The organism is Vibrio sp. 10N.286.51.C3 (genome assembly GCF_003050065.1).
GTDB lineage: Bacteria > Pseudomonadota > Gammaproteobacteria > Enterobacterales > Vibrionaceae > Vibrio > Vibrio crassostreae.
Genome location: NZ_PIGC01000012.1, coordinates 70122 through 86733, shown reverse-complemented (window position 1 = coordinate 86733; position 16612 = coordinate 70122). Strand labels below are relative to the sequence as shown.

10 protein-coding genes are annotated in these 16612 nt (G+C 39.5%); 4 read left to right on the top strand and 6 right to left on the bottom strand.

The window, feature by feature from the left end; translation table 11 throughout:
• Positions 1-315 precede the first annotated feature (315 nt).
• Together CWO27_RS14580 and CWO27_RS14575 are read left to right on the top strand one after the other, a co-directional pair.
• Positions 316-1983: an ATP-binding protein gene (locus tag CWO27_RS14580; RefSeq protein WP_107899138.1), complete on the top strand. Its 1668-nt coding sequence runs from the start codon at positions 316-318 to the stop codon at positions 1981-1983.
• A complete protein-coding gene (locus CWO27_RS14575; protein WP_107899137.1) occupies positions 1980-3815 on the top strand; it encodes an ATP-dependent nuclease in 1836 nt (611 codons plus the stop codon). The genes CWO27_RS14580 and CWO27_RS14575 overlap by 4 nt, the downstream gene beginning before the upstream one ends.
• A 324-nt stretch (positions 3816-4139) precedes the next feature.
• Here CWO27_RS14575 and CWO27_RS14570 read toward each other — a convergent pair whose 3' ends face one another.
• Genes CWO27_RS14570 through CWO27_RS14555 form a run of 4 tightly spaced genes read right to left on the bottom strand, consistent with a single transcriptional unit; the run spans position 4140 to position 10249 of the window.
• Entirely contained in the window at positions 4140-4592 is a 453-nt protein-coding gene (locus CWO27_RS14570; RefSeq protein WP_107899136.1) for a hypothetical protein, read from the bottom strand.
• Positions 4592-7165, bottom strand: coding sequence for a hypothetical protein (locus CWO27_RS14565; RefSeq protein WP_107899135.1), 2574 nt, complete (start codon positions 7163-7165; stop codon positions 4592-4594). Before CWO27_RS14565 ends, CWO27_RS14570 begins: the two co-directional genes overlap by 1 nt.
• On the bottom strand, positions 7162-8817 hold the full coding sequence (locus CWO27_RS14560) for a site-specific integrase (RefSeq protein WP_107899134.1): 1656 nt from the start codon (positions 8815-8817) through the stop codon (positions 7162-7164). Before CWO27_RS14560 ends, CWO27_RS14565 begins: the two co-directional genes overlap by 4 nt.
• On the bottom strand, positions 8804-10249 hold the full coding sequence (locus tag CWO27_RS14555; RefSeq protein WP_107899133.1) for a site-specific integrase: 1446 nt from the start codon (positions 10247-10249) through the stop codon (positions 8804-8806). The genes CWO27_RS14560 and CWO27_RS14555 overlap by 14 nt, the downstream gene beginning before the upstream one ends.
• A 715-nt stretch (positions 10250-10964) precedes the next feature.
• Here CWO27_RS14555 and CWO27_RS14550 point away from each other — a divergent pair.
• On the top strand, positions 10965-12311 hold the full coding sequence (locus tag CWO27_RS14550) for an ISNCY family transposase (RefSeq protein WP_107899157.1): 1347 nt from the start codon (positions 10965-10967) through the stop codon (positions 12309-12311).
• 907 nt (positions 12312-13218) lie between these two features.
• Positions 13219-14487 carry a GGDEF domain-containing protein gene (locus CWO27_RS14545; protein ID WP_441351761.1) on the top strand — a complete coding sequence of 423 codons (1269 nt, stop codon included), beginning with the start codon at positions 13219-13221 and terminating at the stop codon, positions 14485-14487.
• A 776-nt stretch (positions 14488-15263) separates the two neighbouring features.
• Here the strand turns inward: CWO27_RS14545 and CWO27_RS14540 are convergent.
• Both CWO27_RS14540 and CWO27_RS14535 read right to left on the bottom strand, forming a co-directional pair.
• Positions 15264-15416, bottom strand: coding sequence for a YoaH family protein (locus CWO27_RS14540; protein WP_004731009.1), 153 nt, complete (start codon positions 15414-15416; stop codon positions 15264-15266).
• A 41-nt stretch (positions 15417-15457) separates the two neighbouring features.
• Positions 15458-16606: a conjugal transfer protein TraF gene (locus tag CWO27_RS14535; RefSeq protein ID WP_048660163.1), complete on the bottom strand. Its 1149-nt coding sequence runs from the start codon at positions 16604-16606 to the stop codon at positions 15458-15460.
• Positions 16607-16612: the final 6 nt, after the last annotated feature.

Here is a 16612-nt window from a genome sequence, read left to right as displayed (position 1 = left end):
GCACTTTCTACCTAAAAGTACACCCTTCATGAGCTACAAATTGTTCCGCTGCGCCTGATGTGAAAGAAGATGCACAACAAGCCTCCTGCTAACTACGAATAGTAAATATAAGCTATTTGCGAGTAGACTGTGTGCGTGGTCATTGAACTGATATCTATACCACTGATATTATTAATAAAAGGTGTTAATGTAATCATAACTAACGCATGAGAATAGGAAAAGCGCACACTTCATCAATGTGATTTCCCCTTAATGATCTGCGTAACTAAAATGTCAAACAGCTGTGAAAGACTCTAAATATAAGGGAGTGATAAATTGACAACAACATTAAGAGAAGAAGCTTTAAAGTTCGGAAAAATTAAAGAGGTTGACGGTGCCACAATTATACTCCACGCAGAGTTTTTAGAATGTGAATTCCAAGAAGTAAAACATTGCGCTGAGGTTGGTGCTTATGTCAATTGTGGCGGTGCGCATGGCAATACCATTTGTACTATAAGTAAAGTTCAAATAACTGAAATCGAGAAAACCAAAAGATCAGAAAGTGGGTTGGAGATTGTTAGGGAAGAGAGAAAAGTCGTAACTCTTTCAATATTGGGTTGTGCAGTCAACGGAAAGTTCAATAGAGGAACAAAACGACTTCCTACAATCAATTGCGACACATACTTTCTTAGCAGTGACCAAGTAAATCGATTAATCGGCATCGATTTGAAAGAAGATAAAGAGCACTTTCGTGTTACGGATGTAAAAGACGACGATCAAACCTATTTAAACTTAGACAAATTAATGGGGCGTCACACTGCAATCTTAGGTACAACAGGCAGTGGTAAAAGTTGTACTGTAGCGTCAATAGTTCAATCGATACTGTCTAGTTATGAATGTCCTCGAATTCTATTCTTCGATATACACAATGAATACCCATCAGCATTCGGTTATAACGACGAAGTACCAAACGACAGTTTTAAAGAAAAAACGAATGCTATACCTTGGTGCGAATTCTCGCTTCCTTATTGGTTTTTAGATCTAGAAGAGTTTCTGGCGGTTTACAGCTTAGACAGGGGCTCTAATCAAAAAGCTATTTTAAAGGAGTTCATTACTAAGCTAAAGAATAAAGAGTGTAAAAAACTACCTAACATTATCACTTCTGTTGATACACCAATTTTTTTCGATATTAATGACTTAATTTCAGAGTTAACATCTGAAAGAGATGAAAAAAATGATAAGGGGAAAAAAGTAAAAACAGCTGCCGACCAAAAAACCTACACAGGTATTATCTTAAAACTCGAATCAATATTAAACGATAGTCGATATTCTTTTCTACACAATAATATTCACAAAGAAACCACAATTGATTCGTTCTTTAAAACGATTTTAGGACTAAACGAAAGTGATAAGTACTTAAATCTACTAGATCTGAGTGGTTTGCCCGCAGAGATAAGAGCTGTATGCGTTGGTGTTATTTCTCGGCTTTGTTTCGATTTCAAATATTGGGATTTGGATCCTGAAAACATTCCTCTTAACTTAATACTAGAAGAAGCACATACCTATATACCAGAGGACAGTGACTCAAAGTTCAATATTTCAAAAGAAAGAGTTGAAAGAATTGCTAAAGAAGGCAGGAAATATGGTATAGGCTTGACAGTTGTCACACAGCGCCCTTCAAATGTTTCTACGACAGTTTTATCACAATGTGGAACATATATAGCACTCCGACTTACAAATGATTTAGACCAAAATAAGATAAAAAGATTGCTACCTGACACATTAGCTGGCCAAGTTGATTTCTTACCTAGTCTTCGAGATGGTGAAGCATTTGTTTCAGGTGACTCAATTAATTTGCCAAGAAAAGTTCAATTTAGAGTACCTAACCCAATGCCTAGAAGTAATGATGTTAGGTATCATAAATCTTGGAAATTAGGGAAACCTGATAACTATTCATTAAAAGCTTTAGTAGATTCTTGGTACAAGCAGGATAAATCTAAATGAAAATTGACTCTATAAAACTAAGTGGTTGGCGTTCATATGATTTAGATGGAGTCTATATAGAGGGATTGAAGTCAATAAATTTAATTATTGGACCAAACAATTCTGGAAAGTCAAATTTAGCAAAATATTTTAACTACCTAAAAAGTATTGCCAATAAAGAGCTGTCTACAGGAAAAGCTATTTCAGTAGCAACTGAACTTGATGAGAGCCAGACATGGGGATGGAAAAAAGAAAGAATAAACTGCGAGATTTCACTTTCAAGTAACAATGTCTTAGCTAAGGAAGATAAAGTTTCTTATAAGGTTAATGAGAATCGAGTAACTCTAGATTGTTATCATGATGTTCGCTCTAACGCTTCAATTTTGAACATGAAAGTTAATGATAAACAAATTTTTAATGACGATGGTTTAATTTGCTCTAATTTTGAATCAGAAACTTGGGAAGATCCAACGGATGAGGTTTCTGGGTTCCATGACAATAAATACTATTGGAGTCGTTTTTTAAATTCGCTGGTATTTGTAGATCCTATTCGACATCACTCACGCAACTCAAACAATGATCAAAGCTACTACTTTGATGGCGCAAAAATTATTGATGAGTTAGATAAGTTGAGAAAGGATAGGGCGACCCCGTCAAACTGGGCTGGATATAAATTGCAAATAAAGCAATGGTTAACTGATATCTTATCAGAAAAAGTAACTAATATTGATGTTATAGATAAGGATTTAAGTCTGGAGTTTGAATCAAGGCTATCTTTTTCTTTAGATCAGTTAGGCACTGGAGTCTCTCAAATAGTGATGTTGCTATCACACCTATGGATTAACAAAGATGTGAATCTAAATGTTTTTTTGGAGGAGCCTGAAGCTAATTTGCACCCTGAAGCCGTGATTAAACTTGTGAGCATATTCGAGAAAGAACTAACTAACCATAGGTTTTTTATCACGACTCACTCTCCATCTCTTATTGACTGCTTAAATGAAAATTGGGCCGTATATAGAGCTTTTAAATCATCAACTGGTGCAAGCTCGATTACCCAAAATGACAATGTAATTAAGCACTATGAAACGTTAGATTCGTTAGGGGTTAAAGCTTCTCAAATCTTACAAGCTAATACAGTTCTCTGGGTTGAAGGACCTAGTGATAGGATTTACTTGAAAAAATGGATTGATATTTTTTCAAATGGAGAGCTTAAAGAAGGAAAAGATTACTCATTTTTATACTTTGGAGGTACGAACCTAGCGTCCTTCACTGTTCTAGGTGACTTAGATGATAATTTAATCAATATTTTAAGTACTAGTAGAAAAGCTTATTTGATAACTGATTCTGACTGTTCCTCACAAACAAACCGTGATAGTGATACTTTTAAAGCTTATTTAAGCTCTATGTTAGAGAGGATTAAAGTGGCAAATAGAGGCAATTTCGGGTTGGGTTCATCTGTAGAAGACTATGTCAAAGTTTGGATTTCAGAAGGGCGTGAAATTGAAAATTACATTTGTAAGGATCTGTTTTATGAAACCCTGACTAAGAAAGGTTTTAAAAGAGAAGCAATTGGTAAAGAAGATATGCGTAAGGAACTTGAACTAGGAACCACGCAATCATCCCACTTTCGTTTTGGGAAGTTCGATTCGTTTGATCAGGTTATTGCTGGTTGTTATCAATACAAAGGTGGAAGTCAGTTAGATGAGGCTGCAATTAAAAATATTGCTTTGAGTTACGCCAGTAAGAAAGTTCCGATAGCTAAAGCGATAGCGGATAAGCTCGATCAAACGCATTGTTCGGTGTTTGATTTAGAAGATAGAATGCGAGAGTTAGTTGAGTTCATTCGCAAATAGTTTTATCTAAGAATTTGGTGCCTTTTTTATTTTACGTATAACTAATGATATGCGCGATGAACCAATCGCCATCAATATTTATTGTCATTATATTGATTTAGAGCGGTAAACTAGACATATTTTTGAGAAGTCGCGCATTGTTAAAAAGCACCAATTCCACATAAGCATTTGATAATATCCCCTTATACATGAATACATGTATAAGGGGATATTATCTATTTTATGTTAAACAACTTATGTTCAATTAGACATTAATTTGGTGATCGAGTACCAGTACAGTGAAGGCTCTCGACTTATCCATTTTCACCCCGTTCTTTCGTATCGTCAGTTATTCTTAATTTCGTCATCTCTTAATTCGCTTAGCAAGTAAGGGGACAATACTTCTTCAATCGGCAGCCTTGTCTGTGTTTTCAACATCTTAATGATAGTCAGCATGGTATAAGTGTTTTTTTGTAGTTGTTCGTTTAATTCGTCATTTTCTGCTTGAAGCTTCTGTATTCGTTGCATAAAAGCCGCCTTGCTATTTCTAGAAAGGATGAGTCCTTCTTCTACTGGTGTTAGTCCAAGGCCATTCAGTAATTGAAGATTATACTTATGAATTAGAGCCTTTCTAGGAGGGGTAGACAGCGTACTTACTTGTCCTTGGATTATCCCCTTGCTTTTAAGTCGGGTATGAACAAGTGTCGGTGTTATCTCTTGTACTAAACCTTCATTGGTGATTAGGATCAATTCATTTTCGATAGCTTGATCTAAGGCTTGTCCCTTAAGTGTTGTCATTAGCTAGTTTCCTCACCTTTGGATTCTTGTCTTCCTCGGTCGATGCGTACTTGCTCTATAGAGAACATATCGGCAAGTGTTGTAGGTCGCTTATTAACGGCAAGCTGCTCTCTAATAGGTGATTCGATCAATGATACAACAACACCTTTAGATAGCGCTTCCATCGATCTAATTTTCATGAGTTCCAGTACTTTACTACTATCTTCTACTTTAGCTAAAGACTCCGAATAGCTATTATCATTCATTACTAGTTCAGACAGAGTTTCAACGTGTTTCTTATTACTAATAGAGCGATTTACAATTGTTTCTAATTCCCCGGCACGCCCAGTTAGAACATGGTACGCACATTCTTGTCCTGCCTGACATTTAGCTCCAAATGGACACCCCCAAAGTCCAAGATTTCTCGTACAACTACCTAGAGGTAATGGACTTAGGTGCGAGTGTGTCTTAAGTAAGTCTTTCGCTTTTTCTTCTTCTCCACAATCCATCAACTCCGAATAGCTATCGTTCAGATCGGGCATAAAATTACCTGAAAGCTTCTTTGCTAGATAGGCTGCGTTTTCTTCATGGGAGCCTAGAGTATGTAGGTTATTTTTGATGTTTGTCTCTAGGTCTAAATCAGGGGCAAATATCATTGCGCGTGTCTGCTTTACATACTCTACGGGATTAGTCGTCACAGAGTCATCAAGAATCCCCGAAAATAGCTCATCGAGGTCGGTGCTCAGATTGTTTTCAACCTTTACTTGGAGAGAGGTAACGTCAGGATCAGAACCGAAAGGAAACAAGTCCAACTGTGGGTCATCATCTTCACTAACATCATCATCCACATGACCTTTATTCGCACTAGCTTGGCTTTCAAGTTCATCAAACTCTGATAGTGATGGCGTTTTAAGCTTCTGTGCCATCGTTAAGTGTTGGTAATGTTGGTTCTGGAATATATTACTTCGCCCCATAAGCATCGCCTGTAAATGCTCTGAAATATCAGCAATAGACAAGAAGGTATTAACATTGTGTCTAGGTATATGAGTGGTCAATTCAGTCGTTGAACCATCCTCTTCAGCTAACCCATATTTCTTAAAAAATGAAACGCCTGTCGAACGTCCATTCTTATTTCGAGCACCCAACACGCGAGCAATCTCTGGTGCACCAACATCTCGAATTATATTGTTATAGGAACGGTTTTGCCCAATGGAACTTGCTCCGGAAGGATAGATAAATAACAATCTTTCGTAATCAATCCGAATATGTTTACCTTTATGGGGCTGATTTCGGAAAAATCCATCGCCATTACTTAACAATTTCATTTCGTTGGAAATATAACTTAAATAACCATCGTTTAGATCTTTTGGAGCGTATTTAATGATGCTTTTAGACGCATTATTTGGGTCTGGGATATCTATTGAAGGAAAGATCTTTAAATTAGTTAATGTTTTTTTAGCACGGTCTCTACCATCTTTTTTGCCAGTAGCCGCAGTTGTCACTAAAAGCCCATCTATATCACTCAAATCAACCAACCCATCAATTCCAATGGGTAATTCTGAAGGTAGAAAATTAGTAAAATTTGTCTTTCTTTGTGCTATAAGCACTTCTCGGAATGGCTTAGTTAAGCTAAGTACAACTTCGAAGATAGACTCAACTAGCGTAATCGCATTAGGTTCCACCCAGTGCGCGGTCGCCGATGAATGTTTAGCCCCAAGGTACTTTATTTTTAGATCATACAACGGTAGATTAAACTTCTTCGCTAGAGCAAGAGCATCGCCTTTAACGGGAATGCGCTCTAAGGCATCCTCTTGTAAACCAGAAGCTTCCTCAAACCTAAACCCAGTTGCAATTAATAATAGTAGGAGGTTAAGTACAATCTTCTCTCCGATACTTTCAGTAAGGTTAATCAAAGCGATAGTATTAAGAAATGCTTTAATGGTAATCAATTTATCCTGTTCGTCAGGCACACTAGGATCAGCAATACCATCAGGTATTTCTTTTGATGCCTTTGCCCGTTGCGCCTTCTTTGTATAATTGGTGTTAACACTGGCATAACTCGATTTGTAATCTGTTGGTGTTAAAGTAAAACCCAATGCATCGATCATCTTCGAAATCGCTTGGAGTCTGGTTGCATTGTTCGCCACATTTGTTAGATCATTAGGTTTAGCTTCAGATATTAGTTCTATAGCGTGGTTGAACACTTCATTGTTCAGATAAATAGGGTTAGTCTGACCTGTGACTGAAATTAAGGAGCGGTAAATGTGTCGAAGAAGCTGGATGGTATCGTAGGTTTTAGATGCAGAGGGCATTGCGTCATTCAATGGAATAATAGACATAAAATACGCGCGAATAAAATTTTGATACTGAACGTCTTCAATTTGAATGTTTGGTTGCTTAAAAGCCTTACCAGTATAAACGAATATAGCCTTGACCGAACGGCCGCTAGTTTTAAGCCAACCAATACCTTTTGTTCCGAGGTGGTGTGATTCAGAACTCCAATCAAGGTTATCACCAAAGTTCTCATTCCGAATATTCCAACGCCTCTTTTGTGAAGCTATAAATTCGTACAGTTTTTTACGGCTTTCATTCATAAGGTTTTTCCTTGTTTCAAGGCAACAATAGTCTCTGGAAGCACGTTAGATGATGGGGGGGTATCGACAGCCAAAACTGGTATTGGTGAGAGGTTTTCAATACGTTTTATTATGAACATGATGTTCTCTTTAATTCGAGTGAGGATTTCAATGACAGGGTTTCGAGCATTACCAACAGCGTTTGAAAGAGCCACAGCTTCAGCAATTTCTTTTTGCATTCCCAAAAGAACCTGCTCATGTTCACCCTCAATAAAAGGGCGAAAGTAGAGGCATCCATAGCAGGCCCTAAGTTCAGTAAATGGACATTCATTGGAGATCCTCCCACAACCCCCACAATTAGTATGAAGTTGACCACCGACAATTCCCGCTACATTAATACCTACCCAGCATTCGGCATAAACTAGATCTCCTGTAACCATCAAAGCCATCATGCTCTGCCACGTCGAATTCACACCTAATGCACGGTAGCGTACTCGCGCTAGTTCTGGAGTAGCTAAAATGTAATGTTTTGCAACCGCATGTGAAGAGTGACCCAGAATAAACGCAATATCGGCAGCCGTTGCACCTTGCATTGCGAGTGAATGACCTACGTTATGACGGAACTCAGAAGGGGTAAATAGCTTTATGGCTGTTTTGTCTTTACGTACAAGATCTTGATATTCCGTAGGTGAAAATCTCAATATTTGACGATTTATGGATCTTTTTACAGCTGTACTTGTGGTACTCCAAGTAGGAAAGAGCTTATCTCTTGGTGTAAGTTTTTTTTGTTTTATATACGCCCTTATTAGATTTGCGACCTCATAGGGGAGAGCGATTTTGATTCGTTCCACAACGCTAGAAAGTTCTCCTGTTTTTGCGTAGGGAATAGCGATCGAGTAACGTCCAATTTCTCCCTTTTTTACTGATGTATCTACGCTGAAATCTGAGGTAATTAACTTATCTAATTGAGCTGGGCGAGCACCCGTTACATATTCTAAACCTAGAATACTTGCGTCCATAAGATGCTTTGTTTTCAATGGAAGTCCATAGTCAAAGGAATTACTCATACCCCAGAGTCCATTCAATATTAGAGTTAGAGTTTCATTTGATATGACGTTATCAGTTTCTTGATATATAAGGAAAGTGTCTATTCGTGGACGCGAAATGAGCACTAAATCATCTTCGATATCTTCACCAATCAATGGGAAGTCATATTTAGCCAATGTGCGAATAAGGAAAATAACAGTATAAAAAGAACTTTCTCTACCTTGAAACTCATCCCATATCCCTCGATCAAGCAAATCAATTGTGTTTCTTTTTGAAAACTCAATTTTACGCTTTTCAAACCAATCGAATAATTCATATATGCAAGCGACAGTATTAACTAGATGAGATGGTAGCTTATCAATCAAATACTGGGATACCGCAAACTTTACTATTTTATTTTTGTAGGGACATGAGGCTCTGTTTACAAACAGAGCACGTTCCTCACCTGAGTATCTAAACCTCCATTCTTGGCTATCAGTAAATATTGATTTACTATCGAATTGACCTGCTGCTAAGAAAGTTAGCTCTTTAGGAACAGGCAAGTTCTCAATAGCTGCCTTCTGAGTATCTGAAAACAACTCATTATTGTTACTACCGTCGGGAACAATCACATTATTGGAAGTCATAGAAGGTCGCCTCAAACTCCTCAGTGTCTAGGTGGGCTTTGAAACTTCGTTGTATGTCGGAGCAGTCAGTTTCAATACGTTCAAGGTTTTGAAAATTTCCCTGTTCATCAAAAAATCGTCTTGCGTATCTCATAGGCATTTTACTATCTTTTGACCACCCACCTTGTGAGCGTAAGATATTGACTACATTTGACATTATCTGGCTATTGTTTAGGACTTGCCCAGTGCTTGCAGCTACCTCAATAGCTTTTCTTCGTTCAGCATTGTATAGGTGGTTAAGTTGCTCATATGCCCATGTATGCCGAGCAATTTTAGGTGTCAGATTAGGTATACCTAGATACAGCTCTGTATCCCTGAACATTGGAAAATGTTTTGTTAAAGCAGAATCAAGGGCTTCGAATATATCTCTAACTGTTTCATAGGAAAGCTGACGGAATGGCGCTACAGATGAGGTAAAAATATAACCATGATCATGATGAACACCGTCACCAAAATGTCGACTTCTATATTGCTCAATAAAGCCTTTTAGATGTAGATAATCTCGCTTACTTAAGGAGAGAATACGATGAGAGTGCTTAGTTTTGATGGAGGGTTGGCGGGCTCGTTTATCAATTACACCTTCTTCTCTATTGGTGACAACGAGCAAGTAGTTAATAGCACCACTCGGATCTGGAGCGCTCATTTTGTAAGATCGTACATCCAATAATAAAGCTTCGGCAGCTCGTAAACCATAGTAAAAATACAGCCTAACTAGCAGATCATTACGGATTTGAATGTAGGTTGAAGAAAAGGGATTGCGCGAGTTAGGTTTATTAGGGGTCGATGGAATCGTCATTAACATGATTGCCTGCCGCATGGCTTTGGGAATACTTTGGTACAAAGGCTTCCTCTCACTAGATGAGCTACTTTTTTCTATTAAATTCAACCTATTACTAATAGATGCAAGATCTTGCTCATACTGTACGCGGAGTTTTTTACAATCGCTAACAGACATACTTAAGTATTTTACTGTTGAGTATGTGCGAGATAGGTACTTTAGAAACCTTATCGCAGTGCGTACCCGGCCAGCATTTGTTTTCTTGGCGCTGTCGGAAGCAGAGTTCAAGTAATGAGCTGCGCCTTCTATAGGATTATCGTGTAGGTGTTGGTTGGAGCAAAGGAACTCGAAAAAGTTATCCAACTCAACGATAGGCTCGGCTAAGTCGTAATTATTCGCCAGTAAGTAGTGGCAAAACGACATGCCATATTTACGTTCCCAAAACTTATAAAAGTATGTCAACGCATACAGAGTTTTCTTCTGAGTCTCAGGTGCGCGTGTCGTTAACTCACTCAGATAATACATGGTGGGATAAAGGGTAGGCATGCACGTGCCTGTGTCAAACATGACCCAGTGTGAATGTTTACCATTTGATATTTGCTTAACGCTATTCATAAAGATAATACCTACTAAATATTGGTAGTTACTATCTCAGTATCATGCTGAATCCCACATCTTTCAAGATTTTATGCCTATAAAACGTGATAGTGCAGTTTATTCTGTGGCAATATAGTGACAAAACAACGTATAACTCCTTGGTTGATTTTGTCGAGACAAAACAATACATCGTAATTTGCCACATTTTATGGTTTAAATATTAGATATCATCGTTAATTTAGCCATTAATTTCCTTTTTAATCCAAGAAAATTCTGTGATTTAAATCATAAAAAATAGTACTTAATCAGCTGTGTTATTCATTCTTCTTATTGAAGGAGTCAGAACAAGACAGTGAGAAATAGATAAGGTAGCTAAAACACCTTGTTATTCGAACGAATAAAAATGAAGTTAGAAGAATGAAAATTTCTGTAATCATAGTATATGAACTTATAAGAACTACAGAGTATGTAAACATGAAGTTATGGCAGCCACAGATCATATAAAAAATAATGGAACACTACAGGAGATATTGGCGCTTTATCCCATTAAGTTGATTGAGTATAACAGTACAACATGAAGTTACGTTACCACACGCATTATTTAACATAACGTACATAATACGCAGTTGGCTTGTTAGAGCAATTTAGTAATGTCCGGTTTGAGCCATTTTAAAATGTCCTCCTAAGCTTACCTATATTGGTCTGCTTAGGAGTTATCCGGATGCTTATTACTATGAGTGAAAAAGATATTCAGCGATTCAAGGTGCTTACTGACGTACGTGAAAAACGACTACGCCAAGTTGACGCTGCTGTCATTTTGAATCTGTCTGCGCGTCATATCCGACGTTTGGTAAACAAACTTGTCTCTCTTGGCGCTCAAAGTCTTACACACGCAGCGCGTGGACGCCCAAGTAATCGACGCTACTCAGAATATTTCAGAATTGAAATACTGAAACTTATCCGTGAGCAATACTCTGACTTCTCACCAACGTTCGCTCTGGAAAAACTGACTGAACGACACAATCTATCCGTCTCTAAAGAAACACTCCGTCAATGGATGATCGCCGACGGACTGTGGCTTCCACATTCACAACGCAAACCTCGGGTCTATCAGCCTCGTTACCGTCGAGACTGTCTTGGAGAATTGGTTCAGATAGATGGCTCACATCATGACTGGTTTGATGGCCGCAGCGACAAATGCTGCCTACTGGTGTTCATTGATGATGCGACTGGCCGCTTGATGAACCTAAGATTCAGTGAGACAGAATCCGCGTTTGATTACATGCTGACCACGCGTGAATACCTTAATGAGCACGGTAAACCCATCGCATTTTACAGTGACAAGCACTCGATTTTTCGAGTGAATCAGGAGAAACATAAACAAGTTGGCCAAACTCAATACGGGCGCGTGTTGAAAGAACTGGCCATAGAACTCATCTGTGCCAACAGCTCCCAAGCCAAAGGCCGCGTTGAGCGAGCTAACCTCACGCTGCAAGACCGACTGGTTAAAGAGATGCGCTTACAAGGTATCGACACCATCGAACAAGCCAACGCCTGGCTTCCCTACTTCATCGCCGATTTTAACCATCGCTTTGCTAAGCCCGCTCAATACCCAAAAGACATGCATCGTCCGGTTCGAGAGTCCAAGCAAGAACTCGACGATATTTTCAGTTGGCAAGAAACCCGCAAGCTCTCAAAGTCACTGACATTTCAATACGATAAAGTGATTTATCTCATTGGGCCTACCGAAGAAAACAGCCGATTAACGCACGAAAACGTCAAGATACTCGACTACCCAAACGGTGAAATCGCCATCCAATACGGGCATCGAAAACTCGAATTCAAAACCTTCGACAAACTCGAGCACGTTCAACAAACCCAAATCGTCGACAACAAACGCCTCGGCCAAGTTTTAAAATTTGCTCAGCAACAACAAGAAGAATTCGAACAACAACAGCAACGAACCCGCAGTAAGAAAGCCCCCAAGCGCCGTGCACAACAAAGAGCCCTTCAAACAGCCCCTCGAACCATCAACCCAGTCCTCACCGAACCATTCAAAGCCTCCAGTCGAAAGACCTAACAACGGGACATTTCTATTTGGGGCAAATGAGGACATTTTAAAATGGGATTGACAAATTGTGCGTAAAATCTGAGGGGGTTCAGTATCTTAGTCCTTGCGGATTTTGCACACAGAGCCGGATTAAGTCCTTAATGTCGTGGGTTTTATGGATTTTAGCTGCGCGTTTATGCACGTTGAGTTTGATATTGTTGGCTATACTTGGTTTTCGTGTCTCTGATTAGGGCTGTTAGGCTCAGGATTAGTTAATGACATAATGGTGCCGATGATCACCATTGTGAGAGACAGTTTCTTCAACATTGAATTGTCCGATTCTGAGGTGCCGTGCCTATGAACCAGCGGAGATTTAAGACCTTAAACCTAGCAATTACCAAATCTCGTTTATCACTAGCTACTAGCTGTATATTCAACTTGGCCAGCGCTCAAATCGACAATTAAACCAGGCTCCGAACGAGTATAAACGCTAACAATTCAGGTGTTTGTTTGAGGTTCTCTCCATAAGTTCTACTTACTCACTGAAGATACATATTTTGAAAAGTGACAGTGCAACATTGCTGGATTAAAACTAAAGAAAAGTTTGCTCATGGTCCACCACTTGGCGGCCTCATAAAGGACTTAGATTCGCTCTAATGACAAAAAACAAACTCAATAAAAATTAACTGTATATTTATACAGTTAATTTTATATTTCCATCAAAACGGTACTTACTGAGTAAATAACATTCAAAATCAATGCTCTGCGTTCAATTTTTAAACTTCATCTTGGTCTAATGGCGCACTTTCATGTATAACCGTCAGTTCTAGAACAGTTTTAGATATAGCAATTTCAACAAGGCTAATCTCTAACCTTCGATTACGCCAGCTCTAAGGCATTGGATATTAGGTTTGAATCACGTGTACGGATTAATATCATGAGCGACAAAGCATTCCGCAAACTCAACATATTCCTCTCGATTTTTTGCCTGGCAATCACCCTATTGTCGCTATTCTCTTTTGATAAACTAATGAACAAGAGCTACATCATTAGCCCAGACAAATACCCTACACTCGCCAATACAGACCGAGATCATGATGGCGGCACGGTTGCATCATTACACAAGTCAAATAACGGCATTGAGTTACAGTGTGACTTTGAGCGTACCTATAGCAAGCCTTTCTGTGAGGTTGAATTCATCATATCGAAAGAAGGCAAAGGGTTAGATCTCTCCACGTTCGATTCGGTAACCATTAATATGGACTACGAAGGCCAAGAGAACCCAAGATTTCGTTTCTACATTCGTAACTATGACGAGGGTTACAGCGTTAAAGGCGATGCAATGTCGAACAAGTTCAATCGCTTAGACTTTTCGCTACCAGACGCAAGCCAAATTGACTTGGGCTACTTCAATGTTCCTTTCTGGTGGATAGATCATTATCAACGCCCTGTTTCTGATAGCGCAGTAGACATTACGAACGCGGTATCTGTTGAACTCGGGCTTGGTGCCAGCACGCTTGCTGGGCATCATTCACTTAACATCTCGAATATTGTGTTCCAAGGCAAAATTATCAGCAAGGCTTTGCTAGGCGAACTCTTGATTGGACTATGGGTGGTATACGCGATCTACTATGTCGCTTGTGCTTTACATATAGCACAACGAAACAAAACGCGTTTAGCACAGCAACAACGTCATTTAACCCAAGAAATTGAAGAGTTAAAAGTCAAGGCCACTACTGATCCGTTAACTGGCTGCAGAAACAGGACCGAAGCGCTAGATACCTTCTATGATTTCGAATGGTTAGCACAACAAGGAAAAATGATTCACGTCGCGTTGTTTGACTTAGACCATTTCAAACAGATCAACGACCAGCATGGCCATGAAGTAGGTGATAAGGTTCTTATTCAATTTGTTACTATCGCAAATGAAACGCTTGGGGAGCAGTATTTGCTTTATCGTTGGGGTGGTGAGGAGTTTCTGCTCGTTTGCCTAGAGCAAACAACGCTACAGTGTCACGAATCAATCGATGATTTGTACCTGGCTATGGACCAGAATACATGGCCTAACGCGCAGACAGTAACGGCTTCTACTGGGGTTACACTACTTAAGCAGAATGAGTCTATACGTTCTGCAATTAAGCGAGCAGACAAAGCGCTTTATGAAGCTAAAGACAACGGTCGAAACCAAGTCGTTACATTTTATTGAGGCTCGCTAGAGTGGACTGAACTTACACATTCAACTCTCGGCCATTAGTCAATCAACACGCCAATACCCTGTCGATATCTACTCTCCACTCAAGCACCCGTTAGATTTTTAACTGCTGACTAAACAAACCCATAAGCCTTGTTGTCTCATCAGAATTCTAATCGGTTTGGACACCTCCAAGCGCTTTCACCATCTGCAATAACACCGCCTGTAATCAATAACGCCACCAATAGCATTCTCAGGTTGATACTTATCGTTTCTGAATCGCTCTATAAACTGCTCTTCCTTGCGCCTCTAAGCTTCCTAAGCACTTGTTCTTAAAGTCGCGTTGGCCGCGAGTAAAGCTTGCTCTAAGCGGTGGTCAGTCACTCGCGGAATCGCGTCGTTACTCCTCTCGCACTGCTCTTAGATGAAATCCTCATTTGTCTGCTTGTGAACTTCTTGCACTTGTATCCGCTAAAAATAGAAGTCACAGCGTAACCAGCCTTAAAAACTCCTTATATTTAGCCACTTAGACGCGGTGACACAAATACTGACACCTGATATGGCGGTTGTTTTACTTTCACATCTTGCTGTAATTTAATTACAACCCAAGGCCAAGAAAGGCCTAAAAAGTGGATTACTCTGATATAACTTATTGAATAAAAGGCATTTAATGGCGTTTAACGGTTCGGAATTTAGGGTAACTAAAGAGTTGGCATGTGCGAGATAATATACTGGAGGGTAATATATTTAGTTATAGTGCACTAAGGCGTTAAAAAAGAAGGGCTGATGCCCTACTCTTCTTTATTACTCATTTCTTCACGAATTTGCTCAGCAACGATTTTGATAGCTTGTGCTGTGCTGATGCCCTGAGTCATCATTTCTTGAATTCGTTCAACAGCTTTCTGTTGTTCTTCGTGAGAAAGGGTTGGTAAGTCGTTTAGCATGCTCTGCTCCTTTATTTAGGAGCAGAACTATATAAGGACTGTTAGTAACTAGCAAGGAAATTGATTGAAGCACCCATTGCATTTTCGTTTGTGTAGTTCGCACTTAGATCTAACTGGAACAAGTTAAGTGGCGAGATACCAATACCGGCTGTGACTGTTCCTTCCGAATCAGAGTAAGCTAGGTTCTTGTAGTACCCTCCCCTTAACTTAAGCTGACGCAGAAGATCAACTTCAGTACCAACACGAATCATCTGTTCGTTATCATCAAACGAAGTAAACTTCTCAGTCTCATTTAGGTCGTAATCAACACTAAACGAAAAGTAATCCGATACGATGCCTGCACCAACCGTATACACAGGCTCTAGTTGGTAAGTGTATTTACCACCGACTTGGTGTGTCGCACTACTTGTGCTGCTGTTAAGCGTTCTCGTCGTATCTTTGGTTTCTATATCTCTAGAGATCAAATTAGTTGCTGCAACACCTACTCGGAACGGGCCGAAGAACCAAAGTGCACCAGCATCCATGTTGAATGCTGTATCACCATCACTATTTTCTCTCACGTCAGATAAATCGTAATCATTAACCGATGCAACATAGTTGTACGTGTAAATACGTTGGATTTTAGGTGTGATACCAAATGAAATGTGTTGGCCCATAAAGGTTTGGTATTTTGCTAGAGAAAGCCCGACTTCTGCTACACCGATTGAAACCGCTTCAACTGTAGACAGTTCAACTTTGTCTTCATCTGAACCTGTCGTGTAAACGTTAGGAGTCGCAAATGATTCTGTATAGGCTTTAGCGAAAAGGTTGGCTGCAACAAACTGATTAGGAAGCGCAAATGCGACAACACCACCCAGTTCAACATTAGCTTGGTTGCCATCAAGATTATTAAGCGCTGCGTCCAGGTCTGCAGTATTTGACGCATCAACGACGCTATCGATATTCGATTTCATATCGTTAGGGTCATTATAGCTACCGCCAAAACTTGGCGTAATCATGCCCATATCATCGTTACGACGATAAATAGCAACAAGTGCCGGGTTATAGAATGGAGCGGTTAGGAAGTTTGCTGAAACAACACCAACACCACCCATCGCATCACCACGCGCTTCAATGGCGTAGTTTGCTGCTGAAAGAGGAAGACTGGCGAATGCAATTGATGCTGCGAGTAGTTTAGTTGTATTTTTCATGCCGTT